The 25,761-nt window shown below is 72.6% G+C and carries 24 protein-coding genes; 12 read left to right on the top strand and 12 right to left on the bottom strand.

The window, feature by feature from the left end; translation table 11 throughout:
- Positions 1-121 precede the first annotated feature (121 nt).
- The 3 genes from STTU_RS11280 to STTU_RS11270 all read left to right on the top strand — a co-directional run bounded on the left by STTU_RS11280 (position 122) and on the right by STTU_RS11270 (position 4,394).
- Positions 122-1,912: a DEAD/DEAH box helicase gene (locus STTU_RS11280; protein ID WP_007822808.1), complete on the top strand. Its 1,791-nt coding sequence runs from the start codon at positions 122-124 to the stop codon at positions 1,910-1,912.
- 539 nt (positions 1,913-2,451) lie between these two features.
- Positions 2,452-3,096, top strand: a complete 645-nt coding sequence (locus STTU_RS11275; protein ID WP_009068332.1) for an IclR family transcriptional regulator — start codon at positions 2,452-2,454, stop codon at positions 3,094-3,096.
- Positions 3,097-3,608: 512 nt separating this feature from the next.
- Positions 3,609-4,394: a S16 family serine protease gene (locus STTU_RS11270; RefSeq protein ID WP_199785014.1), complete on the top strand. Its 786-nt coding sequence runs from the start codon at positions 3,609-3,611 to the stop codon at positions 4,392-4,394.
- Positions 4,395-4,438: 44 nt separating this feature from the next.
- On the opposite strand, the gene STTU_RS11265 is transcribed toward STTU_RS11270, so the two are convergent.
- The 8 genes from STTU_RS11265 to STTU_RS34915 form a co-directional block, all read right to left on the bottom strand.
- On the bottom strand, positions 4,439-4,720 hold the full coding sequence (locus tag STTU_RS11265) for a hypothetical protein (RefSeq protein ID WP_043257302.1): 282 nt from the start codon (positions 4,718-4,720) through the stop codon (positions 4,439-4,441).
- 179 nt (positions 4,721-4,899) lie between these two features.
- On the bottom strand, positions 4,900-5,511 hold the full coding sequence (locus STTU_RS11260; protein WP_007822801.1) for a winged helix-turn-helix domain-containing protein: 612 nt from the start codon (positions 5,509-5,511) through the stop codon (positions 4,900-4,902).
- 155 nt (positions 5,512-5,666) lie between these two features.
- Positions 5,667-6,647, bottom strand: coding sequence for a glycine betaine ABC transporter substrate-binding protein (locus tag STTU_RS11255; RefSeq protein ID WP_007822798.1), 981 nt, complete (start codon positions 6,645-6,647; stop codon positions 5,667-5,669).
- Positions 6,648-6,763: 116 nt separating this feature from the next.
- Positions 6,764-7,753: an ABC transporter permease gene (locus STTU_RS11250; RefSeq protein WP_007822796.1), complete on the bottom strand. Its 990-nt coding sequence runs from the start codon at positions 7,751-7,753 to the stop codon at positions 6,764-6,766.
- Positions 7,750-9,264 carry a betaine/proline/choline family ABC transporter ATP-binding protein gene (locus STTU_RS11245; protein ID WP_043254855.1) on the bottom strand — a complete coding sequence of 505 codons (1,515 nt, stop codon included), beginning with the start codon at positions 9,262-9,264 and terminating at the stop codon, positions 7,750-7,752. Before STTU_RS11245 ends, STTU_RS11250 begins: the two co-directional genes overlap by 4 nt.
- Positions 9,257-9,904, bottom strand: a complete 648-nt coding sequence (locus STTU_RS11240; RefSeq protein ID WP_009068339.1) for an ABC transporter permease — start codon at positions 9,902-9,904, stop codon at positions 9,257-9,259. The genes STTU_RS11245 and STTU_RS11240 overlap by 8 nt, the downstream gene beginning before the upstream one ends.
- A 244-nt stretch (positions 9,905-10,148) precedes the next feature.
- A complete protein-coding gene (locus STTU_RS11235; RefSeq protein ID WP_009068340.1) occupies positions 10,149-10,622 on the bottom strand; it encodes an Lrp/AsnC family transcriptional regulator in 474 nt (157 codons plus the stop codon).
- A 260-nt stretch (positions 10,623-10,882) separates the two neighbouring features.
- Entirely contained in the window at positions 10,883-11,290 is a 408-nt protein-coding gene (locus STTU_RS34915) for an LmeA family phospholipid-binding protein (protein ID WP_199785098.1), read from the bottom strand.
- On the opposite strand from STTU_RS34915, the gene STTU_RS11225 reads away from it, so the two are divergent.
- The gene (locus tag STTU_RS11225; protein ID WP_043254853.1) at positions 11,180-12,571 is read left to right on the top strand and encodes an FAD-binding oxidoreductase; all 1,392 of its coding nucleotides are present in this window, start codon (positions 11,180-11,182) and stop codon (positions 12,569-12,571) included. The genes STTU_RS34915 and STTU_RS11225 overlap by 111 nt on opposite strands.
- A gap of 73 nt (positions 12,572-12,644) precedes the next feature.
- Here STTU_RS11225 and STTU_RS11220 read toward each other — a convergent pair whose 3' ends face one another.
- Positions 12,645-13,124: an SsgA family sporulation/cell division regulator gene (locus STTU_RS11220; RefSeq protein ID WP_007822787.1), complete on the bottom strand. Its 480-nt coding sequence runs from the start codon at positions 13,122-13,124 to the stop codon at positions 12,645-12,647.
- A gap of 213 nt (positions 13,125-13,337) precedes the next feature.
- Here STTU_RS11220 and STTU_RS11215 point away from each other — a divergent pair, with 213 nt between their 5' ends.
- Together STTU_RS11215 and STTU_RS34910 are read left to right on the top strand one after the other, a co-directional pair.
- Entirely contained in the window at positions 13,338-15,320 is a 1,983-nt protein-coding gene (locus tag STTU_RS11215; RefSeq protein ID WP_043257297.1) for an RDD family protein, read from the top strand.
- 57 nt (positions 15,321-15,377) lie between these two features.
- Positions 15,378-16,292, top strand: coding sequence for an RDD family protein (locus tag STTU_RS34910; RefSeq protein WP_007822784.1), 915 nt, complete (start codon positions 15,378-15,380; stop codon positions 16,290-16,292).
- Between the two features lie 96 nt (positions 16,293-16,388).
- On the opposite strand, the gene STTU_RS11205 is transcribed toward STTU_RS34910, so the two are convergent.
- Entirely contained in the window at positions 16,389-16,637 is a 249-nt protein-coding gene (locus tag STTU_RS11205; protein WP_007822783.1) for a hypothetical protein, read from the bottom strand.
- 854 nt (positions 16,638-17,491) lie between these two features.
- Between STTU_RS11205 and STTU_RS11200 the strand changes: the two genes are divergently transcribed.
- Both STTU_RS11200 and STTU_RS11195 read left to right on the top strand, forming a co-directional pair.
- The gene (locus tag STTU_RS11200; protein ID WP_052862352.1) at positions 17,492-19,861 is read left to right on the top strand and encodes an immune inhibitor A domain-containing protein; all 2,370 of its coding nucleotides are present in this window, start codon (positions 17,492-17,494) and stop codon (positions 19,859-19,861) included.
- 115 nt (positions 19,862-19,976) lie between these two features.
- A complete protein-coding gene (locus STTU_RS11195; RefSeq protein WP_199785013.1) occupies positions 19,977-20,357 on the top strand; it encodes a hypothetical protein in 381 nt (126 codons plus the stop codon).
- Between the two features lie 132 nt (positions 20,358-20,489).
- Here STTU_RS11195 and STTU_RS11190 read toward each other — a convergent pair whose 3' ends face one another.
- Both STTU_RS11190 and STTU_RS11185 read right to left on the bottom strand, forming a co-directional pair.
- On the bottom strand, positions 20,490-21,074 hold the full coding sequence (locus STTU_RS11190; protein WP_007822776.1) for a nicotinamidase: 585 nt from the start codon (positions 21,072-21,074) through the stop codon (positions 20,490-20,492).
- A 147-nt stretch (positions 21,075-21,221) separates the two neighbouring features.
- Complete coding sequence (locus STTU_RS11185; protein WP_043254847.1) at positions 21,222-22,565, bottom strand: nicotinate phosphoribosyltransferase; 1,344 nt, start codon at positions 22,563-22,565, stop codon at positions 21,222-21,224.
- A 237-nt stretch (positions 22,566-22,802) separates the two neighbouring features.
- Here STTU_RS11185 and clpS point away from each other — a divergent pair, with 237 nt between their 5' ends.
- The 4 genes from clpS (at position 22,803) to STTU_RS11165 (ending at position 25,742) form a co-directional block, all read left to right on the top strand.
- Complete coding sequence (gene clpS / locus STTU_RS11180; RefSeq protein ID WP_010263673.1) at positions 22,803-23,093, top strand: ATP-dependent Clp protease adapter ClpS; 291 nt, start codon at positions 22,803-22,805, stop codon at positions 23,091-23,093.
- A complete protein-coding gene (locus STTU_RS11175) occupies positions 23,093-23,680 on the top strand; it encodes a DUF2017 domain-containing protein (protein ID WP_007822767.1) in 588 nt (195 codons plus the stop codon). Before clpS ends, STTU_RS11175 begins: the two co-directional genes overlap by 1 nt.
- 96 nt (positions 23,681-23,776) lie before the next feature.
- Positions 23,777-25,240, top strand: a complete 1,464-nt coding sequence (locus tag STTU_RS11170) for an amino acid permease (RefSeq protein WP_007822765.1) — start codon at positions 23,777-23,779, stop codon at positions 25,238-25,240.
- Positions 25,241-25,319: 79 nt separating this feature from the next.
- Positions 25,320-25,742, top strand: a complete 423-nt coding sequence (locus STTU_RS11165) for a Mov34/MPN/PAD-1 family protein (RefSeq protein ID WP_007822764.1) — start codon at positions 25,320-25,322, stop codon at positions 25,740-25,742.
- Positions 25,743-25,761: the final 19 nt, after the last annotated feature.

Here is a 25,761-nt window from a genome sequence, read left to right as displayed (position 1 = left end):
ACCCTCGGTGTGACGCCCGTCGCACCCGTGCCCTCCCTCCGCGCCGGGCGCCGCGCCCGTCCCGGGGGCGGGGATAGGGTGGCTGCTCGTCCACGCAGCCGAGCCTGATTCAGCGGAGAACGTGACTACCACCCCCACCTCCTCCTCACACCTCTCTCCCGCCTTCCCCGGCCGGGCCCCCTGGGGTACGGCGGGGAAGCTGCGCGCCTGGCAGGAGGGCGCGATGGAGCGGTACGTACAGGAACAGCCCCGCGACTTCCTCGCCGTCGCCACCCCCGGCGCCGGGAAGACGACCTTCGCGCTCACGCTCGCCTCCTGGCTGCTGCACCACCACGTCGTGCAGCAGATCACCGTCGTCGCCCCGACCGAGCACCTCAAGAAGCAGTGGGCGGAGGCCGCCGCGCGCATAGGGATCAAGCTCGACCCCGACTACAGCGCCGGGCCCGTCTCCAAGGAGTACGTGGGCGTCGCCGTCACCTACGCGGGCGTCGGTGTGCGCCCCATGCTGCACCGCAACCGCGTCGAGCAGCGCAAGACCCTCGTCATCCTCGACGAGATCCACCACGCGGGCGACTCCAAGTCCTGGGGCGAGGCGTGCCTCGAAGCCTTCGAACCCGCGACCCGCCGCCTCGCCCTCACCGGCACCCCCTTCCGCTCCGACACCAACCCCATCCCCTTCGTCACCTACGCCGAGGGCAACGACGGCATCCGCCGCTCCGCCGCCGACTACACCTACGGCTACGGCAACGCCCTCGCCGACGGCGTCGTGCGCCCGGTCATCTTCCTCTCGTACAGCGGCAACATGCGCTGGCGCACGAAGGCGGGCGACGAGATCGCCGCACGGCTCGGCGAACCGATGACCAAGGACGCCATCTCGCAGGCGTGGCGCACCGCGCTCGACCCGCGCGGCGAGTGGATGCCGAACGTGCTGCGCGCCGCCGACCAGCGCCTCAGCGAGGTCCGCAAGGGCATCCCCGACGCCGGCGGCCTCGTCATCGCCTCCGACCAGGAGCAGGCCCGCGCCTACGCCAAGCTCATCCGCGAGATCACCGGCACGAAGGCGACCCTCGTCCTCTCCGACGACTCCGGCGCCTCCGAGAACATCGACACCTTCTCGCACAACGAGGACCGCTGGATGGTCGCGGTCCGCATGGTCTCCGAAGGCGTCGACGTGCCGCGCCTCGCCGTCGGCGTCTACGCCACCACCATTTCCACGCCCCTCTTCTTCGCCCAGGCCGTCGGCCGTTTCGTGCGCTCGCGCAGGCGCGGCGAGACCGCCTCCGTCTTCCTCCCGACCGTCCCCGACCTGCTCGGCCACGCCAACGCCCTTGAGCTGGAGCGGGATCACGTCCTCGACAAGCCGAAGAAGAACGGCGAGGAGGACCCGTACGCCGAGTCCGAGAAGGAGATGGACGAGGCGAACAAGGAGCAGGACGAGGACACCGGCGAGCAGGAGCAGTTCTCCTTCGAGGCGCTGGAGTCCGAGGCCGTCTTCGACCGCGTCCTCTTCGACGGCGCCGAGTTCGGCATGCAGGCGCATCCTGGGAGCGAGGAGGAGCAGGACTACCTCGGCATCCCGGGCCTCCTCGAACCGGACCAGGTGCAGATGCTGCTCCAGAAGCGGCAGGCCAAGCAGATCGCGACGAGCCGCAAGAAGCCGGCCGAGGACGCCGATCTGCTCGAACTCCCCGCCGAGCGGCGGCCCGTCGTCTCGCACAAGGAACTCCTCGAACTGCGCAAGCAGCTCAACACCCTCGTCAGCGCCTACACCCACCAGAGCGGCAAACCCCACGGCGTGATCCACACCGAACTGCGCCGCGTGTGCGGTGGACCGCCGAGCGCGGAGGCGACGGCGGGGCAGATCCGGCAGCGCATCGACAAGGTGCGCGAGTGGGCCACGCGGATGAAGTGACCAAGCGACGGCGGGGCAGCGGCGCGGAAGCGGGCGGCGCAGCGCGAGGCGACGCAGCGGACCTCGCTGGGGCGGACGGTGGCGGAGCGGGCCGCGGCGATGCGGGCGCTGGCGGCGACGCGATGGGGCGGGCGGTGGCGGAGCGGGCCTCGGCGGCGACCCAGCGGGTATCGGTGGGGCGGGCGGTCGCGGAGCGCGCGGCGGTGGGCGGGTGGGGCAAGGACGCCGCGCCCGCTCCGTGTTCGGCGCGCCGCTCCGCTTCCTCCTGTGTGCTTTCCGTGTACATGCTGAGTTCCTCAAGGGGTAATACGGACGGTTCGGCTCCGTTACCGCCCGGATACTGGACAACGCCTTCCGCTGAGCGGGGACCGCTCGCTACTGTCCGGGCAACGCACACGCCCCGTGGCAGCGTCGCCCCGGAGCGCAGCCGGTGCGACTCGCAGGCGGACCGGGTACGAGGTGCCGTGCGCCGGACGGGACCGGTGGCCCCGCGCCCGTACGGTCGGGCCCCGCCGCACCTCATCGAAGGAGTGGGCGTCGTGACCGCGGAGACCTCTCAGACGCTCGACCGTGGACTCAAGGTCCTCAAACTGCTCGCCGAGACCGACCACGGTCTCACCGTCACCGAACTCTCGGCCCGGCTCGGGGTCAACCGCACCGTCGTCTACCGCCTCCTGGCCACGCTGGAACTGCACGCGCTGATCCGGCGCGACCTCGGGGGCCGCGCGCGCATCGGGCTCGGTGTGCTCGGCCTCGGCCGGCAGGTGCACCCGCTCGTGCGGGAGGCCGCGCTGCCGGCGCTGCGCTCGCTCGCCGAGGACATCGGCGCGACCGCGCACCTCACCCTCGTCGACGGCAGCGACGCGCTCGCCGTCGCCGTCGTCGAGCCCACCTGGACCGACTTCCACGTCGCCTACCGCACCGGCTTCCGCCACGCCCTCGACCAGGGCGCCGCCGGACGGGCCATCCTCGCCTCCCGCACCCCCGCCGGACGCACCATCCCGACCTGCACCCTCACCCGCGACGAACTCGACGCGGGCGCCTGCGGAGCCGCGGCCCCCCTCCTCGGCGTCACGGGCCTCGAAGGCAGCGTGGGCGTCGTGATGCTCCCCGACTCGGTTCCCGAACGCGTCGCCCAACGCGTCGTCGACGCGGCCCGCGAGGTGGCGGACGCCTTGCGCTGAGGGGGGAGCTGCTCTGAGTTGCGGGGGGGGGGGAGGTGCCTTGCGCTGAGGGGCAGGCGCGGGTTGGGCTGAAGGACGTGCGACAACGCGCGCTGAGGTGCGCGGACGGGCGCGCGGGCCCGGCGCGCAGACGAGGGACAGGCTCCGTGGCCCAGCGGTCCGGGGTGCCGGACACGCCCCGCGCTGACCCGTGCGGGTGCGCGGCGGGCCCGATGCCGGACACCCCCACGGCGCGAAGAGACCGGCCCCTGCGGGGGACACGCGGAGGCCCGTCGCCCCCCCCGGCACCCCGCCCCCGTTTCCGCGATCCGTCCCCCGGGGCCACCCCGACCCCGTGCCCCACGCCGCCGCTCCCTGCCACCCCACCACTCCACCACCGCGCCCAACACTCCCGCCCGGCTGCCCCCAAGGCCCCCGCCCGCGGTCCCCCGATCCGCCATCCCGCCGGGTGCCCCGCGCCGTGGCGCGGGTGGGGAGGCCGGGGGCCGAGTGGCTCGCGTTAGATTGTGGGCGTGTCCTTCCGTCTCAGGCGCCCCCGCGTCCTCCTCCTGTGCGTCCTGCCGGTGCTCGCGCTGCTCCTCGTCGCCGCGCTCGCGCCGCTGCCGTTCACCGTCGCCCAGCCCGGCACCACGGCGAACGTGCTCGGTTCGGACAAGGGGCAGAAGGTCATCACGATCAGCGGCGCCCCCGAACGCCGTACCAGCGGGCAGCTCAGGATGACGACCATCCTCGCCACCGCGCCCGACGCGACCGTCAAGCTCGGGGACGTGGTCGACGGCTACTTCCGCACCGACCGCGCTGTCATGCCGCGCGACTCGGTCTACCCCGGCGGCGACGTCAAGGAGATCGAGCGGCACAACCTCGCCGACATGCGCTCCTCCCAGGACCACGCCACCAACGCCGCCCTCTCCTACCTCGGCCGCACCGACAAGGACGTCGAGGTCATGTTGCGCCTCGCCGATGTCGGCGGCCCGAGCGCCGGGCTCCTCTTCTCGCTCGGCATCGTCGACAAGCTCGACGGCGACGGCAAGGGCGGCGACCTCACCGGGGGCCGCACCATCGCCGGTACGGGCACCATCACCGACAGCGGCGAGGTCGGCGCCGTCGGCGGTGTCGCCCTCAAGACGAAGGCCGCCCGCCGCGACGGCGCGACCGTCTTCCTCGTTCCGAGGGACGAGTGCTCCGACGCCCGCTCCGAACTCCCCAAGGGGCTCCGCCTCGTCCCCGTCACCACGCTCAAGGGCGCGGTCTCTGCGCTCCGGGCGCTCGGCGACGGCGGCAAGGTACCGACCTGCTGACCGCGCGACCCCTGCCGCCGGTCTGAGCCACCCCCGCAGGCTCCTCAGGTGCGCACCTCCGTGCGACCGGGCACCGCGAGCCGCAGCCCGAGGCCGACGAGCGACCAGCCGAAGCGCGCCCGCAGCCCCCGTATCTCCCCCGCGTCCAGCGCTCGCTCCGCACGCCGCACCCGCTCCCCGCGCGACCCCGGCTCCCGGGCCAGCGCGTCGGCGGCGGCCTCGGCCCGCAGGTCCCTGGCCCGGTAGGTGTGCAGCATCTGGTGGTCGGTCTCCAGGATGCCGAAGGCTCCCATGAGCACGTGCTTTCCGTAGATCTCGTACGACATGGCGGTGGTCTGCCTCTCCAGGGTGCGCGCGTCTGCGACACGCGAAGGGAACGTGTGTTCGAATGCGGGGCTGTACGCGACCCCGGCCGCGCCCGCGCAGAGCCCGTGCACCTCGCGCAAAGCTCGCGCGGCCTGCGTGCGGCCAAGGGGTTGGCGTGGAGCCAGGGGCGCCGGGTGTCTCAGGCGCGGGCCGCCCGGTGGACCGGGAGGGCGTGGAGGTGGACCCGTACCTCGCCCTGTCCCTCCTCCGCCCCCTCCCGCTTGTCGTACTCCGCGACCAGGGCGAGCAGGCGGGCGCTCAGCTCCTTCAACTCGTCCGGCGTGAGGTACAGGGTCGTGTCGCTGAAGGTCCCCGCCTCCTCCCACCGCGTATCGCGCCAGCGGTCGCGGTCGGCGACCCAGGAGGCCGTCTCGCGGTAGTGCAGGGAGGCGAGTTCGTGGAGGAAGACGTCCGTGGCGCCCCGGATCTCGGGGTCGTCCTGGTCGACCTTGCGGGCGTCGAAGTTGATCGAGTCCGGGACCGCGCGCCACCAGCGCTCGCGCCCCGTGCCGTGCTCCGGGTCGTCCTCGACGAAGCCGTGCTCCGCGAGCTGGCGCAGGTGGTAGCTCGTCGCCCCGCTCGACTCGCCCAGCTCCTTGCCGAGCTGCGAGGCGGTGGCCGGGCCCCCGCGGCGCAGCGAGTTGAGCAGTCGCAGCCGCAGGGGGTGGGCGAGACCGCGCAGCCCGCGGGCGTCGAGCTGGCGCGTCGTCCGGGCGATGGTCTCTTCGGCGGGGGTCAGGTCCTCGGTCATGGCACTACCGTAGGACGTGCAAAGAACCTTTGCAAGCCTCTTTTGCAAAAACTCTTTGCATTCATCCGTGCGGGTGAACTCCCGCCCCGCGCACCACCCTTCGCCCCCACCGGCAGGCTCTCCTTCGCGGCCTCCCCCTCAGCCTCCCGCTCCCCTCACCCCCCTCCCTTCTTCACGAACCCCTCCTCCTCCAGCCAGTCCCGCGCCACGTCGTGCGGGTCCTCGCCGTCCACGTCCACCTTCGCGTTCAGCTCCCGCGCCACCGCGTTCGTCAGCTTCTTCGTGATCGGGGCCAGCACCCGCTCCATCTGCGGGTGCTCTTCGAGCGCCTTCGTGTGGAAGACGGGCGCCACGTTGTAGTTCGGGAAGAAGTGCTTGTCGTCCTTCATGACCGCGAGGTGCAGGGCCTTGATGCGCCCGTCCGTCGTGAAGACCTCGCCGAAGACGCACGCGCCCTTCGCGGTCTGCGTGTAGACGATGCCGCCCGCCATCTTGGTGATGCGCGAGTTCGGGATGTTCATCCCGTAGGCCCTCTTGAGCCCGTTGAGGCCGTCCTCGCGGGCCGCGAACTCGCCCTCGACGCACAGCGTCACGGCGCCCGGGTTCTTCTTCGACAGCGCGGCGACGTCGGAGAGCGTCCTCGTGCGGTACTTCTTCTCGTTCTTCCGGTTGAGCGCGAGCGCGTACGTGTTGTTGAGCGGTCCGGGCGTGCCCCACGTGATGCCGTTCCGCCGGTCCGCGTCGCGCACGGCCACCCACTGCTCGTGCGGGTCCACGATCGGTTTCGTGTGGCCGAGGTAGGTGATCCAGCCCGTCCCCGTGTACTCGTACATCGCGTCCGCCGTGCCGCTCCTGACGGCCTCGCGCGCGCCGATCGAGCCCTGGATGCCGGTACGGTCCAGGACGTCGGCGCCCGCCGCCTTGAAGGCGATGCCCATGATCGCGCCGAGCACGAGCTGTTCGGTGAACTCCTTCGACGCCACGGTGAGCTTCGCGCCCTTGAGCGGCTCGCCCCTGCCCACCGTCCCGGGTTCGACGTTGTCGACGAGCGGGCTGCCGCTCGTGAGCCCGCACCCCGCCGCCCCGATCACGAGCACCCCGGCGAGCGCGGCGACAGCGGTGCGGGGGTACTTCACGCCCGTACGAAGCCCCGCGCGGCGCCCCGTACCGCTTGCCCGGAGACCCGTACCTCCCGTACGGAGCCCCGTACCGCCCCCACGAAGCCCCGTACCCCGACGGAAAAGTCCCGCTTTCACGAGCTGACCTCCAGTCCTCGCGGCCTCAGCAGCAGTTCCGCCAGCGAGGCGAGCCAGTCGACGAGGAGCGCGAGCACGATCGTGAGGATCGAGCCGATCACGAGGACCGACATGCGCTGGTTGGTGATGCCCGCCGTGATGATGTCGCCGAGCCCGCCGCCGCCACCGAACGTCGCGAGCGTCGCGGTGCCGACGTTGAGGACGAGCGCGGTGCGCACGCCCGAGAGGATCAGCGGCACGGCGAGCGGCAGTTCGACCTTGCCGAGCACCATGAGCGGCGACATGCCGATGCCGCGCGCGGCTTCGAGGAGCGTCGGGTCGTTGGCGCGCAGGCCGGCGATCGTGTTCGAGAGGACGGGCAGGATCGCGTAGATGATGATGCCGACGAGCGCGGGGAACTCGCCCGTGCCCAGCCAGATCACGAGCAGCGCGAGGAGCCCGAGCGCCGGGGTCGCCTGCCCGATGTTGGCGAAGGCGACCGCGACGGGGGCGGCCTTGCGCAGCCGCTGCCGGGTGAGCAGGATGCCGAGCGGGATCGCGATGATCAGCACGAAGAACGTCGAGATGACGGTGAGCTGGATGTGCTGGCGTACCCGCAGCCAGATGTTCCCGCCGCCGAGCGAGTTGCGGGCGATGACGTCGAGCGTCGCCGTGTCGTAGTAGATCCACGTGCCGAGCAGCGCGAGCGCGAGCACGAAGGGCAGGAAGGTGAGTTTGCGCCAGCCGATACGGCGCGAGGCGCGCTCGACGCGACCGCCGCGCGGCGCGTCGTGCTCGTCGCGCGGGCCGTCGTCCTCGTGCTCGTCCCGCCCGTCGTCCTCGCGCCCGTCGTCCTGGGGGCCGCCGCCGTCGCCGCGTGCGCGGTGCGGGCCGTCGTACCTGGTGGCGGTGCGGGCGAGACGCTCGGGGGCCGGGTCGTGGCCGCGTGCCGTCTCGCGGTCCTCGGCCGGATCGCGCGGGCGGCGGCGGGGGTCCTGCTCGCTCATCCGGCCCCACCACCCCGGTGCGGGTCCCCGGGGCGCGACTCGCCCCGCCCGGTCTCGGGGCCCGCGTCGCTGACGGCCGAACCGCCGGGCCGCAGCCCGCCGGGGTTCTCGGGCGACCCGTCGGGGGCGGCGGTCCCGCCGGACGCGGCTCCCGGACGCGTACCGCCCGCCCCCGCACCCGTACCGCCCGAGGCGCCCGCCCCTTCCTCCTCCGCCTGCAGTGCCGTCACCCGGCCGTGGTGCGCGGGGTCCTGCTCCTCCTGGATCTCCTCCAGCTCGTGACGGTGCTCGATCGCCTCCAAACGGTCCTCTTCGAGCAGTTCGTGCACCGAGTTCATCAGCGTCTGCATGTCGACGACGCCCTCGTACTCGCCGCGCCGCCCGGTCACGGCGACGCGGCCCGCGTTGTCGGTGAGCACCGCCTCCAGCGCGTCGCGCAGGGTCGCGTCCCGCGTCACCGTGTCCTGCACGAGCGCCCCGGCCCGGGAGAGAGAGCCCTTGGCGCGGCTGAGGTCGCCGCGCCTGAGCCACTTGTAGGGGCGCTCGCGGCGATCGAGCATGAGCAGTTCGTTGTGCCCGGCGTCGCGGAGCTTGTCGAAAATGGTCTGGAGCGGGTCGTCCACGGACACGGTCGGCCAGTCGGTGATCCCCACGTCCCGTACCCGGGTGAGGTTGAGGCGCTTGAGCGCCGCGCCCGCGCCGACGAAGCCGGAGACGAAGTCGTCCGCCGGATTGGTCAGAATCGCCTCAGGAGTGTCGAACTGCGCGATCTTCGAGCGATCGCGCAGCACCGCGATCCGGTCGCCGATCTTGATCGCCTCGTCGAAGTCGTGCGTCACGAAGACGATCGTCTTGTGCAGTTCGTGCTGGAGCCTGATCAGCTCGTCCTGGAGGTGATCGCGCGTGATCGGGTCGACGGCGCCGAAGGGCTCGTCCATGAGGAGTACGGGCGGGTCCGCCGCGAGCGCCCGCGCGACGCCCACGCGCTGTTGCTGGCCACCGGAGAGCTGCCGCGGATAACGCCCCCGGAACTCCACCGGGTCGAGTCCCACCAGGTCGAGCATCTCCTCGACGCGCTCCTTCACGCGGCTCTTCGACCAGCCGATCATCTTCGGCACGAGCGCGATGTTCTGCGCGACGGTCAGGTGCGGGAAGAGGCCGGACGACTGGATCGCGTAGCCGATCTTCCGGCGCAGTTTCACCGGGTCCATGTCGGTGACGTCCTCGCCACCGATTCTGATCCGTCCGCTGCTCGGTTCGATGAGCCGGTTGATCATTTTGAGCAGCGTCGTCTTGCCGCCGCCCGAGGGCCCGACGAAGACGACGGTCTCGCCCGCCTTGATCTCCAGGCTCACGTTCTCGACGGCGGGGACGGTGGTGCCCGCGTAGATCTTGGTGAGGTTCTCCAGCTCGATCGTCGCCCCGCTCGTGGCACCCGCGCCGGACGTGTCGGGAGCGGTCGTCGCTGAGGGCGCCGAGGCGCCCGGGGGCGGTGTGGTGGCGTCAGACACGGATACCCCTCGGGATGGTGAGCCTGCCGATCAGGACGTAGCCGAAGTCGAAGAGCAGGGCGAGGATGACGATGCCGACGGTGCCGGCGAGGACCTGGTTGAGCGCGTTCTTGCTGCCCAGCGAGGCGATGCCGCGGAAGATCTCGTTACCGAGTCCGGGACCGGAGGCGTACGCGGCGATCGCCGCGATCCCCATGAGCATCTGCGTCGAGACGCGGATGCCGGTGAGGATCGGCGGCCACGCGAGCGGCAGCTCGACGCGCAGGAGCCGGGCGGTACGCGACATGCCGATGCCCTTCGCGGCGTCCACCAGCGTCGCGTCGACCCCGCGCAGGCCCACGATCGCGTTCCGGACGATCGGCAGCAGCCCGTACAGCACGAGCGAGATGACCGTGGGCGCGACACCGAGCCCCACGATCGGCACCAGCAGACCGATGAGCGCGAGCGAGGGGACCGTCAGGATCGTCGAGGTCGCGGTCGTGGCGAGGTTCCCCGCCCACTCCGAGCGGTAGCTGAAGACGCCGATCAGCACCCCGATGACGGTCGCGATGACCATGCACTGGAAGACGGCGCTCGCGTGCTGGTAGGCGTCCGAGAGCAACTGCTCGTGCCGGTTCCCCACATAGGTCCAGAAATTCACGCCACCGCTCCTGACTCCTGCCGTCGTACAGGCGGTCCACCGCGCGCGAGGGCGGTACGTGTACGTGCCGTACCGCTCCACAGTGGCGGGGGCGCGGGGACGGCGCTCCCGGAGTACGGCCATCCGGCGGGCAGGAGCAGACGGGCAGGCGCGCAGGGTGCGGGGCCGGAGGCAGGGGCGGGGGAGCAGGGGTGGGGCGCGGGCGGCGGTGAGCGGGTGCGGGCGCGTCGGGCCCCGGCGGCGGTCAGTCGCGTGCCGCGTGCGCCGCCTGCTCGATGAGCGGGAGGACCCGCAGCGGGACGGGGTTCTCCATGACGATCGCCGTCGAGGCCCGGACGATCCCCTCGAAGCCGACGACCTGGTCGATGACCCGTTGCAGATCGGCGTTGGACCGGGCCACGAGGCGGCACAGCATGTCGCCCTGCCCGGTGATCGTGTGCAGTTCGAGCACCTCGGGCACCCGCGCGAGATGCGCCCGCACCTGCTCGCCGCGCCCCTGCCGGATCTCCAGCGTCGCGAACGCCGTCACCGGATACCCGAGCGCCGCCGGGTCCACCTCGGGGCCGAACCCCCGGATCACCCCGCGCGCCCGCAGCCGGTCGAGCCGCGCCTGCGCCGTCCCGCGCGCGACCCCGAGCCGCCGCGACAGCGCGAGCACCCCGATCCGCGGCTCACGCGCGAGCAGCAGCAGAAGACGGGCGTCGAGGGCGTCGATCATGAAGGGCTCCGGTTTCCTGGCTGCGCCTGGCTCTCGGCGGGCGTCGCGCGGCATCGCGGTGGTGCGGGACCGGGGGCGGGTCCGCCGGTCTCATTCAGGCATTCGGGGAGCCGGGTGGACAAGACGCGGGACGAAACGGTCGGGAAGTGCCCAGGTGGCGGCGGGGCGGCCGGGACTGTGAGCGGGCGGGGCCGGTTCGGCGCAGTCGTTCACCTTCGTGCGGTCGAGCGCCCGGACCGTGGGCGGGCGGGGCCGGTGGATCAGGCGCGGTCGTCGGGGCGGAAGGTGACGTCCTTGCCGGACAGCTCGGCGCTGAGGACCTCGGAGGTCGTCGTGAGACGGGTGAGGCGCAGGTCGCCGGGGATGCCGTCGAGCGGGATCTCCCGGTCGAGCGCTCCGGAGACCACGTCCTTGAGCCGGTCGGGCAGGTCCCCGCCGACGCGCACGTCGCGGAAGGCGAGGCTGTTCCCGCTCGCCACGACGATGCGGGCGCTCGCGGTGGCCTCGCCCGCCCCGGGGGCTTCCGTCTCCCCGCCCCCGATGCCACGCTGGGGATCATGACGGATCAGCCGTGTGCCCCGCAGACCGCGCTCCTCGCCGACCTCCGTTCCGGGCTCCCCGACTCCGCCGTCGTCGATGATCCCGAGGTGGTCGCCTCGTACGCGCACGACATGGCGAGCTTCTGTGCGGCCGGGCGGGCGGCTGTCGTCGTGCTGCCGCGTACCGTCGAAGAGGTCCAGCACGTCATGCGGACCGCGACCGCGCACCGTGTGCCCGTCGTGCCGCAGGGGGCGCGCAGCGGGCTGTCCGGGGCCGCGAACGCGGTCGAGGGGTGCGTCGTGGTCTCGCTCGTCAAGATGGACCGGATCGTCGAGATCGATCCCGTCGAGCGCATCGCCGTCGTCGAGCCCGGCGTCATCAACGCGGTGCTCTCTCGCGCCGTCGCCGAGCACGGACTGAACTATCCGCCGGACCCGTCGAGTTGGGAGATGTGCACGATCGGCGGGAACATCGGGACCGGCTCCGGCGGCCTCTGCTGCGTCAAGTACGGGGTCACCGCCGAGTACGTGCTCGGGCTCGACGTCGTCCTCGCCGACGGGCGCCTCCTGCGCACCGGGCGCCGCACCGCCAAGGGCGTCGCCGGGTACGACCTCACGCGGCTCTTCGTCGGCTCCGAGGGCAGCCTCGGCATCGTCGTGGGGGCCGTGCTCGCCCTCAGGCCCGCACCCGCCCCGCAGCTCGTCCTCGCCGCCGAATTCGGCACAACGGGCGCCGCCTGCGAGGCGGTTCGCGCCATCATGGCGGGCGGCCACACCCCGTCCCTGCTCGAACTCATGGACCGTACGACCGTCCGCGCCGTCAACGCCCACGCCCGCATGGGCCTCCCCGAGTCCACCGCCGCGCTCCTCCTCTGCGCCTTCGACACCCCGGAGCCCGCAGCCGACCTGGCCGCCGTCGCCGCCCTGTGCCGTGCGGCGGGCGCGAGCGAGGTCGTCCCCGCAGAGACCCCCGCCGAGTCCGAACTCCTGCTCGCGGCACGGCGCTTGTCGCTCGTCGCCCTCGAAGCCGTCAAGGGCACCACGATGATCGACGACGTCTGCGTGCCCCGCTCCCGCCTCGCCGAACTCCTCGAAGGCGTCGAACGCATCGCGGAAAAACATGAGTTGACCATCGGCGTCTGCGCCCACGCCGGGGACGGCAACACCCACCCCACCGTCTGCTTCGACGCCACCGACGAGGACGAGTCCCGCCGCGCCCGCGCCTCCTTCGACGAGATCATGGCCCTCGGCCTCGCACTCGGCGGCACCATCACCGGCGAGCACGGCGTCGGCCTCCTCAAGAAGGAGTGGCTGGCCCGCGAGTTGGGCGAAACGGGCCTGGAGGTGCAGCGCGCCCTCAAGGCCACGCTCGACCCGCTGGGCATCCTCAACCCCGGCAAGGTGCTGTAGACGGGGCGGAAGCGCGTGGCCCGGGTGCGGGTCCGCTCCTCCGGGGGCAGGGCCACTCCCACGTCAGGGTGGCTCACTCGCTCTCGAACCCCTCCTCGCGCCACGGATCGCGGTCCCGCTGCCACAGCTCCTCCACCGGCATCGGCGCGAGCAGGTGCTCCAGCCCCTCCTCCATGCCGAGCAACTCGCCCTCTGTGCCCGGCGGTACGAGCCGCAGCGTGCGCTCCAGCCACGCCGTCATCGGCAGCGCGGGCACCTGGATGAGCGCTTCGCCGTCCGGCGAGGTGAGCGCGACCCGTACCGTCTCGCGCCCGTCCTCCTTCGCCGGCCACACCCGCACGTCGCCGTGCCCCGAGGGACGGAACACGCCTTCGATCAGTAGTTCGCGCGAGAAGGTCCACGCCACCGGGGACTCGGAGTTGAGGTGGAAGAGAATGTGCACGGCGTAGGGGTCGTCCGTGCGGTACGTCAGCCGTGCGGGTACCGCGACGGTGCGTTCCGGTGAGACGAGGAGCTGGAGTTCGAGTTCACGTTCCACGACGGAGTGCGCCACGGCTGGTCCCTTTCTGCCTCTGCGACGGCCCACCTGCAGGCCCGTACCGGGAGAGAGGGCGGTCGCAGCACAGCATTACGCGGGTTGCGGAAAGAATTTTGGTCAACCGCCGGGATTGCCCCCACCTCTGCCGGACCGGCCCGCAACACGCCCGAGTTCTGGTAAATGTGGACGCCCACCCCACTCACCGAGCAGATACGGGACGAGCGGACGATGAGCGCCCCCACTCCGGCAGCAGGCGACGCGTACCCCGGCGAGGGGTACTACCCCGATCCCTCCATCCCCGGCTACCTGCGCTACTGGAGCGGTACGGGCTGGGTCGCCGGCACCAGCCGCCCCGCGCCCGCCGACGGCTCGGTCCCGCCCCCGCCCCCCGGCTATCCGCGCCAGGCCGCGCAGCCGCCGCCCGCCCCGGCCGCCGCCGCTCCCGAGGAGACGGGGCCTCTCTTCTTCGACGGCCCCCGTACCGCCACCTCGCCCGTCCTCTACGGCCCCGAGCCCACGAGCCCGCCGCAGGACCCCGACCCCTGGGGCGCGAACACCCCGCAGGGGCGGCCCCCGCGCGTCTCCTGGGGCACGGGCCCCGAGCAGGGCGACGACCCCCGCGTCCCGCGCCCGGCCGCCTCGCCCGAAGCGCCCGTCGAACCGAACCCCTACCGCGACACCCCGCAACCGCCGTACGACACCCGCCCCCCGCTCGAACCCGTCCGCCCCCAGCCCGCCGCGCCCCGCCAGGAGGGCACGGGCACGGTGAGCCTGCGCCCGCAGGGGCCGGTGACGCCCTATCAGGGGCAGGGCGCCGCTGTCGGCGGCGCGGGTACGGGGACCGGCGGCCCTGCGGGGCCGGGCGAGCGGCGCGCGCTCGACGCCGTCGAGGAGCACCCCGCCCTCCCGGCGGCCGGGGGTCCCACGACGGGCGGTCAGGGCACCCTCTCGATGCGCCCGGGGAGCGGCGGCGGGGCGGCGGGGGAGTGGGGGCAGGGCCACCAGTGGGGCCCGGTGCCCGGCGCGAACGGTGCGGTCGGGCCCGGGGCTCCCCAGCCCGATGCGCCCGGACCCGGCGCCCCCGAGCCCGGCACTCCCGAGCCCGGTGCCTCCGCGCGGGGCGGCGTCGCCTTCGGCAAGCCGGTGGGCATGGACGACACGGTACGGGCCCGAGCGGCCCGTCTGGCGGAGCAGGGCCCCGCGGCTGCGGGGAGCTCGCAGGCGGCGCGGCAGCCGACGGCGTCCGGTCCTCCCGCACCGGGAAACCAGGCTCCCGCCACCCCCGGGAGCCACGTGGGCACGACGCCGGGGAACCACCGCCCGACGCCGCGCGTTGGGCCCACCGGGGGGCCCGTCGAACCCCTAGGTGAAGCGTTCGACCGTCCCCTAGGGGCCGCGCCCGCCGCGCCCGCCGCCCCCGCCGCCCCCGGGAACCTCCCTCCCGCCTCGCGCGTTGGGCCCACCGGGGGGCCCAACGAACCCCTAGGTGATGCGTTCGACCGCCCCCTAAGGGCCACCCCCGCATCCCCTCCCCCCGCCCCCTCTCCTTCCTCCTCCGCTCCCGCTCCCGCCCCCGCCCGCTCCTGGGCCGCCCAGGTCTCCGCCCTCGCCCAACCCGCTCACTCCGCCTCCTCCACCGGCGTGGGCGCCAGTGACCCCGACGCCCCCGTCACCCCCTTCAAGCCCGTGCGCGAGGACCCCTTCACCGCCGCCGCGCGGCGGCAGGCGGCGGTGCGGCCCGCCGGGCTCGGGCGGCGGCTCCTCGCGCGGATCGTGGACAGCCTGCTGCTCGGCGCGCTCACCGGGGCGGCGGTGGTGCCGCTCGCGGGCCGCGCGGCCGACCACGTCCAGGCGAAGGTCGACGCGGCGAAGCTGAGCGGCGAGACCGTCGAGGTCTGGCTCGTCGACACGACGACCGTGAGCTGTCTGCTCGCCTCGGTCGGTGTCCTCCTCGTCCTCGGGCTTCTCTACGAGGCGCTGCCGACCGCCCGGTTCGGCCGTACGCTCGGCAAGAAGCTGCTCGGCCTGCGGGTACGCGACATCGAGGAGCACGAGCCGCCCGGCTTCGCCGCCGCGCTGCGCCGCTGGCTCGTCTACGCGGTCCCCGGGCTGCTCGGGATCGGTGTCGTGGGTGTCCTGTGGGCGTGTTTCGACCGGCCCTGGCGGCAGTGCTGGCACGACAAGGCGGCTCATACTTTCGTGGCCCGCTGAGGTCCGACCGGCCCATGTCCCGTGGCGGGGCCCCGCGCCCCGCGCTCGACTCGGGCCATGACGAGCGCACCGCCTCCGCCCGACGACGAGGACCGTCCGGGCGAGGACCCCTTCCGCAAGCGGCAGCCCCCCGCAGGCCGGGGCGGCGGCTCCCCCTACGACCCGCCGGGTGGCGAGCGACCCGCCGAGGACCCGGGCCGCCCGGGCTCCGCGTACGACCCGCCGGGCGGCGAGCGGCCCCCGTCCGAGCACCCCACGGGCGGCACGCCCCCGTACGGCGGCGCGAACCCGCCCCCGCCCGGCGGCGGCGACCCGTACGGGAACGAGCCGGACAACCCGTACGGGAAAGGCCCCGAGAACCCGTACGGGAACGGACCCGGGAGCCCCTACGGCGGCGACCCGAACAACCCCTACGGCGGCCAGGTCCCGTACGGCGGCCAGGGCCAGAACCCGTACGGCGGTCAGGGCCAGAACCCCTACGGCCCGTACCCCGGCGGACCCGACGGGCCGCCGCCCGGTGACCCGCTCGCCGGGATGGCCCCGCTCGCGCCGAGCGGCAAACGCGTCCTCGCGCGAGTCATCGACATGGTTCTCGTCGGCATCGTCGTCTACCTGCTGACGCTGCTCTTCCGCGTCTCCGAGACCGACTTCGACCACGCCGACGCGGGCCGCTCGATCGGCCAGTCCTTCGTCGCGGCGATCCTCTACATCGGCTACGACGTGCTCATGGGCCAGCGGCGCGGGCAGACGCTCGGCAAGCGGCTCATGAACCTGCGCGTGGCCAGGCTCGACAACGGGCTGACCCCGGACACGCGCACGCTCCTCGTGCGGGCCGCCGTGCTGTGGCTGCCCTTCGCCTTCTGCTGCGCCTGCGTGTGGACCGCGATCTGCGGGGGCTGGTCGTTCATCGACCGCCCCTACAAACAGGGCCTGCACGACAAGGCGGCGAAGACCGTGGTGGTCGTGGTCTGAGCGATCCGTTCAGCGACGCTGCTCAACGGCTCCGCTCGACGGGCTGCTCAACGGCTCCGCCCGGCGGGGCTCAACGGCGCTGCCCGGCGGCGGGCCTCAGCGGTGGTACGAGGAGGCGGTGGGCCGGCCGACGGGGACGCCGGAGGACGGCCGGGCGGCGGTCGGCGCGTGCGGGGCCTGCGGGCGCAGGGCGTAGGCGACCGCGACGCCGAGGGCGAGCGCGGCCACGCACGTGAGCGCGATCCAGGCGGTCGACGTGGTCCCGGACAGGAGCAGGACGAGCAGCACCGTGAGGAGCACGGTCGCGGAACCGCTGGCGAGTTGGGCGAGGCGCGGACGTGACATGAGGGACCGTCCTGTGACGGGGTACGAGGGCACGAGCCGCCCGGCGGGTGGCTCTCACGGCGTCCATTCCCAGCGGGTCCCGCGGTAAGCGCAGCGGGCGGGGAGGCGTCGGGGCACGGGGGGCGCATGGATTCACGTCTCCGCGTACGCCGCTCGCACGAGGCCCGCCGCTCGCCCCTCCGGCTCCGCGCACGCCGCCCGTCCGCGCCGCGAATCCGCCCGCCCCGCGCACCCGCCCGGCCCGCGCCCGCCCCGCGAACCCGCCCGACACGCGCTCGCCGCCCATTCCGAAAACCGCTCGGCCCGCGCTCGCCCCCTGCCCAGCGACCCCACCTGGCCGCGCCAGCGAACCCACCCGGCCGCGCTCGCCCCCCGCTGCTCGAACCCGCCGGGCCCGCGCGGGCTCCCCGCCCCCGCGTACGCCGCCCTCACGAGGCCCGCCGCTCGCCCCCCGGCTCCGCGCACCCGCCCGGCCGCGCTCGCCCCCAGCCCCGCGCACCCGCCCGATCCGCGCCTCGCGAGAACGCCCCCAGCAGCGTGATCCCCACGCCGCCAAGCCCCCGCCGAGCGTCCCGCCAAGCTCCCCCCGCCAAGCCCCGCCTCGCCCCCCGCCGAACCCGCCGAGCCCCGCTCACCCCCCACCCCCACCCCACCCCTCCCCGTGCCCCTTCTGTGCAGAACGTGTGCGAGCGGTAACGCACTTGCCGTCCCCAAGTCAAGATCTGGTTTTTCTTCCGTCTCTCCGGTCGAATAGCGAACCACGTGTATCCGCACGTGTGTTCCGGGATTCGTCGGAACGAGTGATGTTCCGTCAAGCGAGACCGGAACCCGCTTCCGGGGAGGACAGCGCACAGGTGAGCAGACAACGGAGAGCCCTCAGAGCCGCCGCCGTTACCGTGGCGACCGGCCTGATCGGCGCCACCGCCGCGTCGTTCGGGGTCGCACAGGCCGCCGACGGTCAGGTGAGCGGCAAGGACGGCCAGAAGATCGAGCGCCGTGACCCGGCCCTCGGCAAGAAGGGCGCCGAGCACAATCTTGAGGGCCCCTTCAGCGAGAAGCAGGACGCGCAGCGCCAGGAGGCGCTCAACCAGCTTCTGACGGGCCGGAAGAAGACCACCGAGCGCGACGGCTCGAAGGTCCTCAAGCTCGACAAGGGCAAGTACGTCGAGCTGGGCCGCGAGAAGACGGACAAGATCTTCACGATCCTCGTCGAATTCGGCGACGACGTCGACCCGTCGTACGGCGGCCAGCCCGGCCCGCTGCACAACCAGATCGCCAAGCCGGACGCGAAGAACGACAACTCCACGGACTGGCAGGCGGACTTCAACCAGAAGCACTACCAGGACCTGTACTTCTCGGACTCGAAGGACGACAACGTCCAGTCCCTGAAGAAGTACTACGAGAAGCAGTCCTCGGGCCGCTACTCGGTCGACGGCGAGGTCACGGACTGGGTCAAGGTCAAGTCCAACGAGGCCCGTTACGGCAACAACAAGTGCGGTGCCTCGACCTGCTCCACCGTCTGGGACCTCGTGCGCGACGGCGTCACCCAGTGGGTCTCCGACCAGAAGGCGGCCGGCAAGTCCGCGGCCGACATCAAGGCGGACCTGGCGCAGTACGACCAGTGGGACCGCTACGACTTCGACGGCGACGGCGACTTCAACGAGCCGGACGGCTACATCGACCACTTCCAGATCGTCCACGCCGGTGAGGACGAGTCCGCGGGCGGCGGCGTCCAGGGCACCGACGCGATCTGGGCGCACCGCTGGTACGCCTACGGCACCGACCAGGGCCGCACCGGCCCGGCCGAGAACAAGGCCGGCGGTACGCAGATCGGTGACACCGGCATCTGGGTCGGCGACTACACGATGCAGCCCGAGAACGGCGGCCTCGGCGTCTTCGCGCACGAGTACGGCCACGACCTCGGCCTCCCCGACCTCTACGACACGACGAACACGGGCGACAACTCCGTCGCGTACTGGTCGCTCATGTCCTCCGGTTCCTGGCTCGGCCGCGGCAAGAACGCGATCGGCGACCTGCCCGGCGACATGAACGCCTGGGACAAGCTCCAGCTCGGCTGGCTCAACTACGGCACCGCGAACGCCGCGAAGAGCTCGACGACCAAGCTGGGCGTCGCCGAGTACAACACGAAGGACAAGCAGGGCCTCGTCGTCAACCTCCCCGACAAGGAGGTGACCACGACCATCGTCAAGCCCGCGAGCGGCGCGACGCAGTGGTGGTCCGGCAGCGGCGACAACCTGAACAACACGCTGACCCGCTCGGTCGACCTCACCGGCAAGTCCGCCGCGTCCCTGGACCTCAAGGGCTGGTGGGACATCGAGGCCGAGTACGACTTCCTCTACGCCGAGGCCAGCACGGACGGCGGCGCGAACTGGGAGCCGCTGGACGGCACGGCGAACGGCAAGGCCCTCCCGCGCGACGGCAGCGACAAGCCCGCGCTCACCGGCCCGTCCGGCGCCTACCAGGACCTCTCGTACCCGCTCGACGCCTACGCGGGCAAGAAGATCGACATCCGCTTCCGCTACCTCACGGACGGCGGCCTGGCGATGAAGGGCTTCACCGCCGACGACATCAAGGTCGTCGCGGACGGCTCGGAGCTGCTGAGCGACGACGTCGAGAACGGTGACAACGGCTGGACCGCCAAGGGCTTCAGCCGCGTCGGCGAGTCCTTCACCAAGGACTACCCGCAGTACTACATCGCCGAGAACCGCCAGTACGTCTCGTACGACACGACGCTCAAGACCGGCCCCTACAACTTCGGCTGGCCGAGCACCCGTCCCGACTGGGTCGAGCACTTCTCCTACAACCCGGGTCTCGTGATCTGGAAGTGGGACACCTCGCAGGCGGACAACAACACCACCGCCCACCCGGGCGAGGGCCTCATCCTTCCGGTGGACGCCCACCCGAAGGCCGAGAAGTGGGCGGACGGCACCCTGATGCGCAACCGCGTCCAGCCCTACGACGCCGCCTTCTCGTGGTACCCCTCGGCGGGCTTCACCCTCCACAAGGACGGGGTCGCCACCAAGATCAAGGCGAAGCTCGGCGTGCCGATCTTCGACGACCACCGCAACACCTACTACGACCCGGCGAACCCCACCGGGAGCGTGAAGATTACTGACACCAACACGACGATCTCGATCCTGAGCCAGCCGCTCAGCGGCTCGACGATCACCGTGCACGTGGACCGCGCCACACTGAAGAAGTAATCACCGCAGGTCAGAGCATGATCGGCCGTCGCCCTCTAGCGGGCGGCGGCCGATCGCGTTTAGATGCGTCCATGTGGTCCTTATTGACACGACGTCTTACGGGGGTGTGACAACGATGACCGGAAGTGGTTACTGCGTGTTGCCGGGCGGCGATGTGATCGTCGCCCTGACCCTGCCCAGGCCGCCGTGCGGCCCGCTCGGCGGCCCGGCGGGGGCGGGCCGGAGCGCCGACGACGCGAGCGTCCGCGTGCTGGTCCGCGCGAAGAACCGTTCCCGCGCCCTGACCCGGCTGCGCAACCTCGGCCTGCGGGCCGTCTACCTGCGCGGCAACACCGCGCCCCCGACCCCCGACGAGATCACCGCCGTCCTGCACCACCCCGAGGGCCTCCTGTGGCGCGCGGCCCCGGACGACCCCTACGAGCTGTGGCACCCCATAGCGGCCCTCCTCCGCCCGCAGGGCGCCCTGGGGGCGGAGCTGGGGAACCGCGCGGCCTGACACCCGTACTCGCTTGTCATGCTCGCGCTGGGCGCTGGGCGCTGGGCGCTGGGCGATATGCGATGGGCGCCGGTCCCGGAGCAGGGCGGGCGGGGCGCGAGGCGGGTCGGCCGGTCCGCGCCGCGGGCGCGATCAGGCCACGACCGGTTCCCCGCTCAGCTCGACCCCCGCCTCGCGCAGCTCGGCCAGTGCCCGGTCCGTCGTCTCGCGCGCGACCCCGGCCGTCAGGTCGAGCAGGACCCGCGTGCGGAAGCCCTCCTCGGCCGCGTCGAGCGCCGTCGCGCGTACGCAGTGGTCCGTCGCGATGCCGACCACGTCCACCGCGTCCACGTCGTGCGCCCGCAGCCAGTCCGCGAGCGACGCGCCGTTCTCGTCCGCGCCCTCGAAACCGCTGTACGCGGCCTCGTACGCGCCCTTGTCGAAGACGGCCTCGATCGCGCCGGACGCGACCGCGGGCGCGAGGTTCGGGTGGAAGCCGATGCCCTCGGTGCCCTGCACGCAGTGCGGCGGCCAGGAGCGGACGAAGTCGGGGTTGCGCGAGAAGTGGTTGCCGGGGTTGATGTGCGCGTCCCGCGTCGCGACGACGTGGTCGAAGCGTGCCCCCTGGGTGATCAGCTCGGTGACGGCCGCGGCCACGTCGGCCCCGCCGCTCACCGCGAGGCTGCCGCCCTCGCAGAAGTCGTTCTGGACGTCGACGACGATCAAGGCGCGTGCCATGGCGGGATTCCTCGGCTCTCTGCGGGTGGGCGGGGCGGGCGGTCCGGCGTTGTCGCGGGGTGCCGTGGGTGGGGCTCTGCCCCGCACCCCGCTCCTCAAGCTCCCCCAGCCTACGGCCGGGCGGTAGCCCCTGAGCGGCTTCTGTTCTCAGCCCTTGGCGTCCAGGTGGTACTCCGTCGGGATCACCGGTTCGCCGCGGGAGAGCTGCGTCGCCGAGAGCGGCAGCCCCTCCAGGGCCGCCTTGTGGCGGTCGCGGGCCGCGCTCATGGGCTCGCGGCCCACGACCTCGCCCTTCGTCACGAGCGGTACGAGAAGCAGGTCCGCGCCGAGCGAGTCCGGCACCTCGCCGGTGCCGACGACCTCGGCCTCCGCGGTCCCCGCCGCGTCCCTGCGCCGCGCCGCCCACTTGCGTCCCGCGACGGACGCCTTGCCCCCGACCGAGCGCTTCGCGACCGGCTCCAGGGGTGCGCCGGGCTCCGTGGAACGGGCCCTGGCGACGAGCTTGTAGACCATCGAGCACGTGGGGTGACCGCTGCCCACGACGAGCTGCGTGCCGACCCCGTACGCGTCGACGGGCGCGGCGGCGAGCGAGGCGATCGCGTACTCGTCCAGGTCCGAGGTGACGACGATCCGCGTGTTCCGCGCGCCGAGCGCGTCGAGCTGGTCCCGTACGCGGTGGGCGACGAGGAGCAGGTCGCCCGAGTCGATGCGTACCGCGCCCAGCTCGGGGCCCGCGACCTCGACGGCCGTGCGGACCGCGTTCTCGACGTCGTAGGTGTCGACGAGCAGCGTCGTGTCCGGGCCCATCGAGGCCACCTGCGCCTCGAACGCCGCGCGCTCGTCGTCGTGGACGAGGGTGAAGGCGTGGGCGCTCGTGCCGGTCGTGGGGATGCCGTAGCGGTAACCGGCCGCGAGGTCGGACGTCGTCGAGAAGCCGCCGATCCACGCGGCGCGGGAGGCGGCGACGGCGGCCAGCTCGTGGGTGCGGCGCGCGCCCATCTCGATGAGCGGGCGGTCCCCGGCGGCCGAGGACATGCGCGAGGCCGCCGCGGCGATCGCCGAGTCGTGGTTGAGGATCGAGAGGATCACCGTCTCCAGGAGCACGCACTCCGCGAACGTCCCCTCGACGCGCAGCACGGGGGAGCCGGGGAAGTACACCTCGCCCTCGGGGTAGCCCCAGATGTCGCCCGAGAAGCGGTAGTCGGCGAGCCACGCGAGCGTGTCCTCGTCGACGACCTCGTGGGCGCGCAGGTACTCCAGCTGGTCCGCGTCGAAGCGGAAGTTCGCGACGGCGTCGAGCACGCGCCCGGTGCCCGCGACGACTCCGTACCTGCGCCCCTCGGGCAGCCGGCGCGTGAAGACCTCGAAGACGCAGGGGCGCTCGGCCGTGCCGTTGGCCCGCGCGGCCTGGAGCATCGTCAGCTCGTAGTGATCCGTGAAGAGCGCTGTCGACGGGACGTCCACCGGCAGGCCAAGGTCCGCTGTGTTCATACGAGGGATGCTACCCCAGTTAGCGTCACTCTGACGATTTCTGGGGGTGGGCTGGGTCACGCCGGTACGGGGCGTGACCGCGCGGCGCCGACGGGGCCGTTCGTGCGACGGGTCCCGGACAGTGGCAGCATGGCCCCCGTGAGTGTGTCGTCCGTCTCCCCAGCCCCTTCGCCCGCCGCCCCCGTACCCGGGCGCGGTGCCGCCCGTCCGGCGGCCCGCCTGGCGACCCCCGCCCCGATGGAGGTGGAGCGGCCCGACGCCGAGGCCGAGTCCTTCGCGGTCGCGGAGCCGGACCTCCCGTGGATCACGCTCGTCCACAACGACCCCGTCAACCTGATGAGCTACGTGACGTACGTCTTCCAGTCGTACTTCGGCTACTCCAAGGACAAGGCCACCAAGCTGATGCTCGACGTGCACAACAAGGGACGCGCCGTCGTCTCCAGCGGCAGCCGCGAGGAGATGGAGCGCGACGTGCAGGCGATGCACGGCTACGGACTGTGGGCCACGCTCCAGCAGGACCGCGACTGATGCCCGGCCTCTTCGAACGCACCCCGGACGGCGCCGCCGAGGTCACCCTCGACGCGGTCGAGACCAGCATCATCCGCTCCCTCGCCGTGCAGCTCCTCGAACTCGTCGGGCCCGGCCCCGGCGGTGACGACGACGACCCGCTCGCCGGGCTCTTCGCCGAGGGCCCCAGCAAGCCGCCCTCCGACCCGGTCCTGCGCCGCCTCTTCCCCGACGCGTACACCCGCCCCGGCGAGGACGAGGGCCCCGAACTCCACGCCGCCTCGGCCGAGTTCCGCCGCTACACCGAGAACGACCTGCGCGCCCGCAAGCGCGAGGACGCACTCGCCGTCGTCCGCACCCTCGACGACCTGCGCACCGACGCCCGCGGCAACGCCCGCCTCCAGCTCGCGGGCCTCGCCGCCGAGACCTGGCTGCGCACCCTCAACGACCTGCGCCTCGCCCTCTCGACCCGCCTCGACATCACCGCCGAGGGCGACACGGAACTCCTCTACGAACTCCCGGACAGCGACCCGCGCAAGCCGATGGTCATGGCGTACCTGTGGCTGGGGGGCCTGCAGGAAACCCTGGTGGAGACGCTGCTGCCCTAGCGTTCACGCGTACGAGTGCCGCTCCTCACGTCATGTGACGGTTCGGGCACGCAAAGTGGTTACCTGGCCTCTTCCCCCGGGAGAGAGGCACGGCACATGACGTCCACGCAGATCGGCACGCCCGGCGAGGAGCCGGTGGAGCCCGTGGAGGCGGTCGGGAAGACGGAGAGCGGCGAGGGGTACCACCGGGCGCTCGGCGCGCGGCAGATCCAGATGATCGCCATCGGCGGCGCGATCGGCACCGGGCTCTTCCTCGGCGCCGGGACCGCCATCTCGAAGGCGGGCCCGAGCCTGATCCTCGCCTACGCGGCGGCCGGGCTCGTCATCTACTTCATCATGCGGGCGCTCGGCGAACTCCTCCTCTACCGCCCCGTCTCCGGCTCCTTCGCCGAGTACGCGCGCGAGTTCCTCGGCCCCTTCTTCGGCTTCGTCACCGGCTGGACGTACTGGCTCGGCTGGGTCATCACCGGGATCACCGAGGTCACCGCCGCCGCCAAGTACATGACCTTCTGGTGGGCGATCCCGCAGTGGGCCTCCTCGCTCGCCTTCACCGTCCTGCTCTTCGGCGTGAACCTCATCTCCGTGAAGCTCTTCGGCGAGCTGGAGTTCTGGTTCTCGATGGTCAAGGTCACCGCGATCGTCGGCATGATCCTCATCTGCCTCGGCATCCTCACCCTCGGCTTCTCCGACGCGGGCCCGACCGCGAGCGTCGCCCACCTGTGGGACGACGGCGGCCTCTTCCCGCACGGCCTCGGCGGCACCCTCATGACGCTCCAGATCGTCATGTTCGCCTTCCTCGCCGTCGAACTCGTCGGCGTCACGGCGGGCGAGTCCGAGAACCCCGAGAAGAACCTCCCCAAGGCGATCAACACCGTCCCCTGGCGCATCGCCGTCTTCTACGTCGGCGCGCTGATCATGATCCTGTCCGTCGTCCCGTGGAAGAACTTCCAGCCGAACGTCTCGCCGTTCGTCGCCGCCTTCGAGCAGATGGGCCTCGGCGTCGGCGCGGCCGTCGTCAACTTCGTCGTCCTCACCGCCGCGCTCTCCTCCTGCAACTCCGGCATGTACTCGACGGGCCGGATGCTCCGCGACCTCTCCCTCAACCGCCAGGGCCCCACCCTCTTCGCCCGCCTCACCCGCACCGGCACCCCGCTCCTCGGCACCGCCTTCTCCGCCGCGCTCATGCTCCTCGGCGTGTGGATCAACTACCAGTGGCCGGGCAAGGCGTTCCAGTACGTCATGTCCCTCGCCACCATCTGCGGGGTGTGGGCCTGGATCATGATCCTGCTCTGCCAGCTCCGTTACCGCCGCAAGGCCGAGCGCGGCGAACTCCCCGTCTCCTCCTTCCCCGCCCCCGGCGCCCCCTTCACGAGCCTGTTCGCCCTCGCCTTCCTCCTCCTGGTCCTCGTCCTCATGGGCTTCGACAAGGACGCCCGCATCGCCCTCTACGCGGCGCCCGTCTGGGGCGCGCTCCTCGTCGCCGCCTACCGCGTCCACCTCGCCCGCGCCCCGTACGCCCGTCCCGCGGACCCGGAGGAGACGGCACCCGCCGAAGCCTGAGACCCGTGGCGGGCGGGCCCGTCCCAGCATCCGGAAGGACCCGCCCGTACGCGCGTACGGGCCGTTTAGGCTGGCCCCCATGCTGACCCTGACCCAGGAGCTGTACGACCGGATCGTCGCCCACGCGCGCGCGGACCACCCCGACGAGGCGTGCGGCATCGTCGCGGGACCGGCGGGCAGCGACCGCCCCGAGCGCTTCGTCCCGATGCTCAACGCGGCCCGCTCGCCCACGTTCTACGAGTTCGACTCGGGCGACCTGCTCCGCCTCTACCGCGATCTCGACGACCGCGACGAGGAGCCCGTGATCGTCTACCACTCGCACACGGCGACCGAGGCGTACCCCTCGCGCACGGACATCTCCTACGCGAACGAGCCGGGCGCCCACTACGTCCTCGTCTCCACCGCCGACACCGACGAGGCGGGCCCCTTCCAGTTCCGCTCGTACCGCATCGTGGACGGCGTGGTCACGGAGGAGGACGTGAAGGTCGTGGCGGCCTCCTGAGAAGCGGGCGGGGGAGGGG

It is taken from the genome of Streptomyces sp. Tu6071 (genome assembly GCF_000213055.1).
Taxonomy (GTDB): domain Bacteria; phylum Actinomycetota; class Actinomycetes; order Streptomycetales; family Streptomycetaceae; genus Streptomyces; species Streptomyces evansiae.
This window is presented reverse-complemented; position numbering and strand designations above follow the sequence as displayed.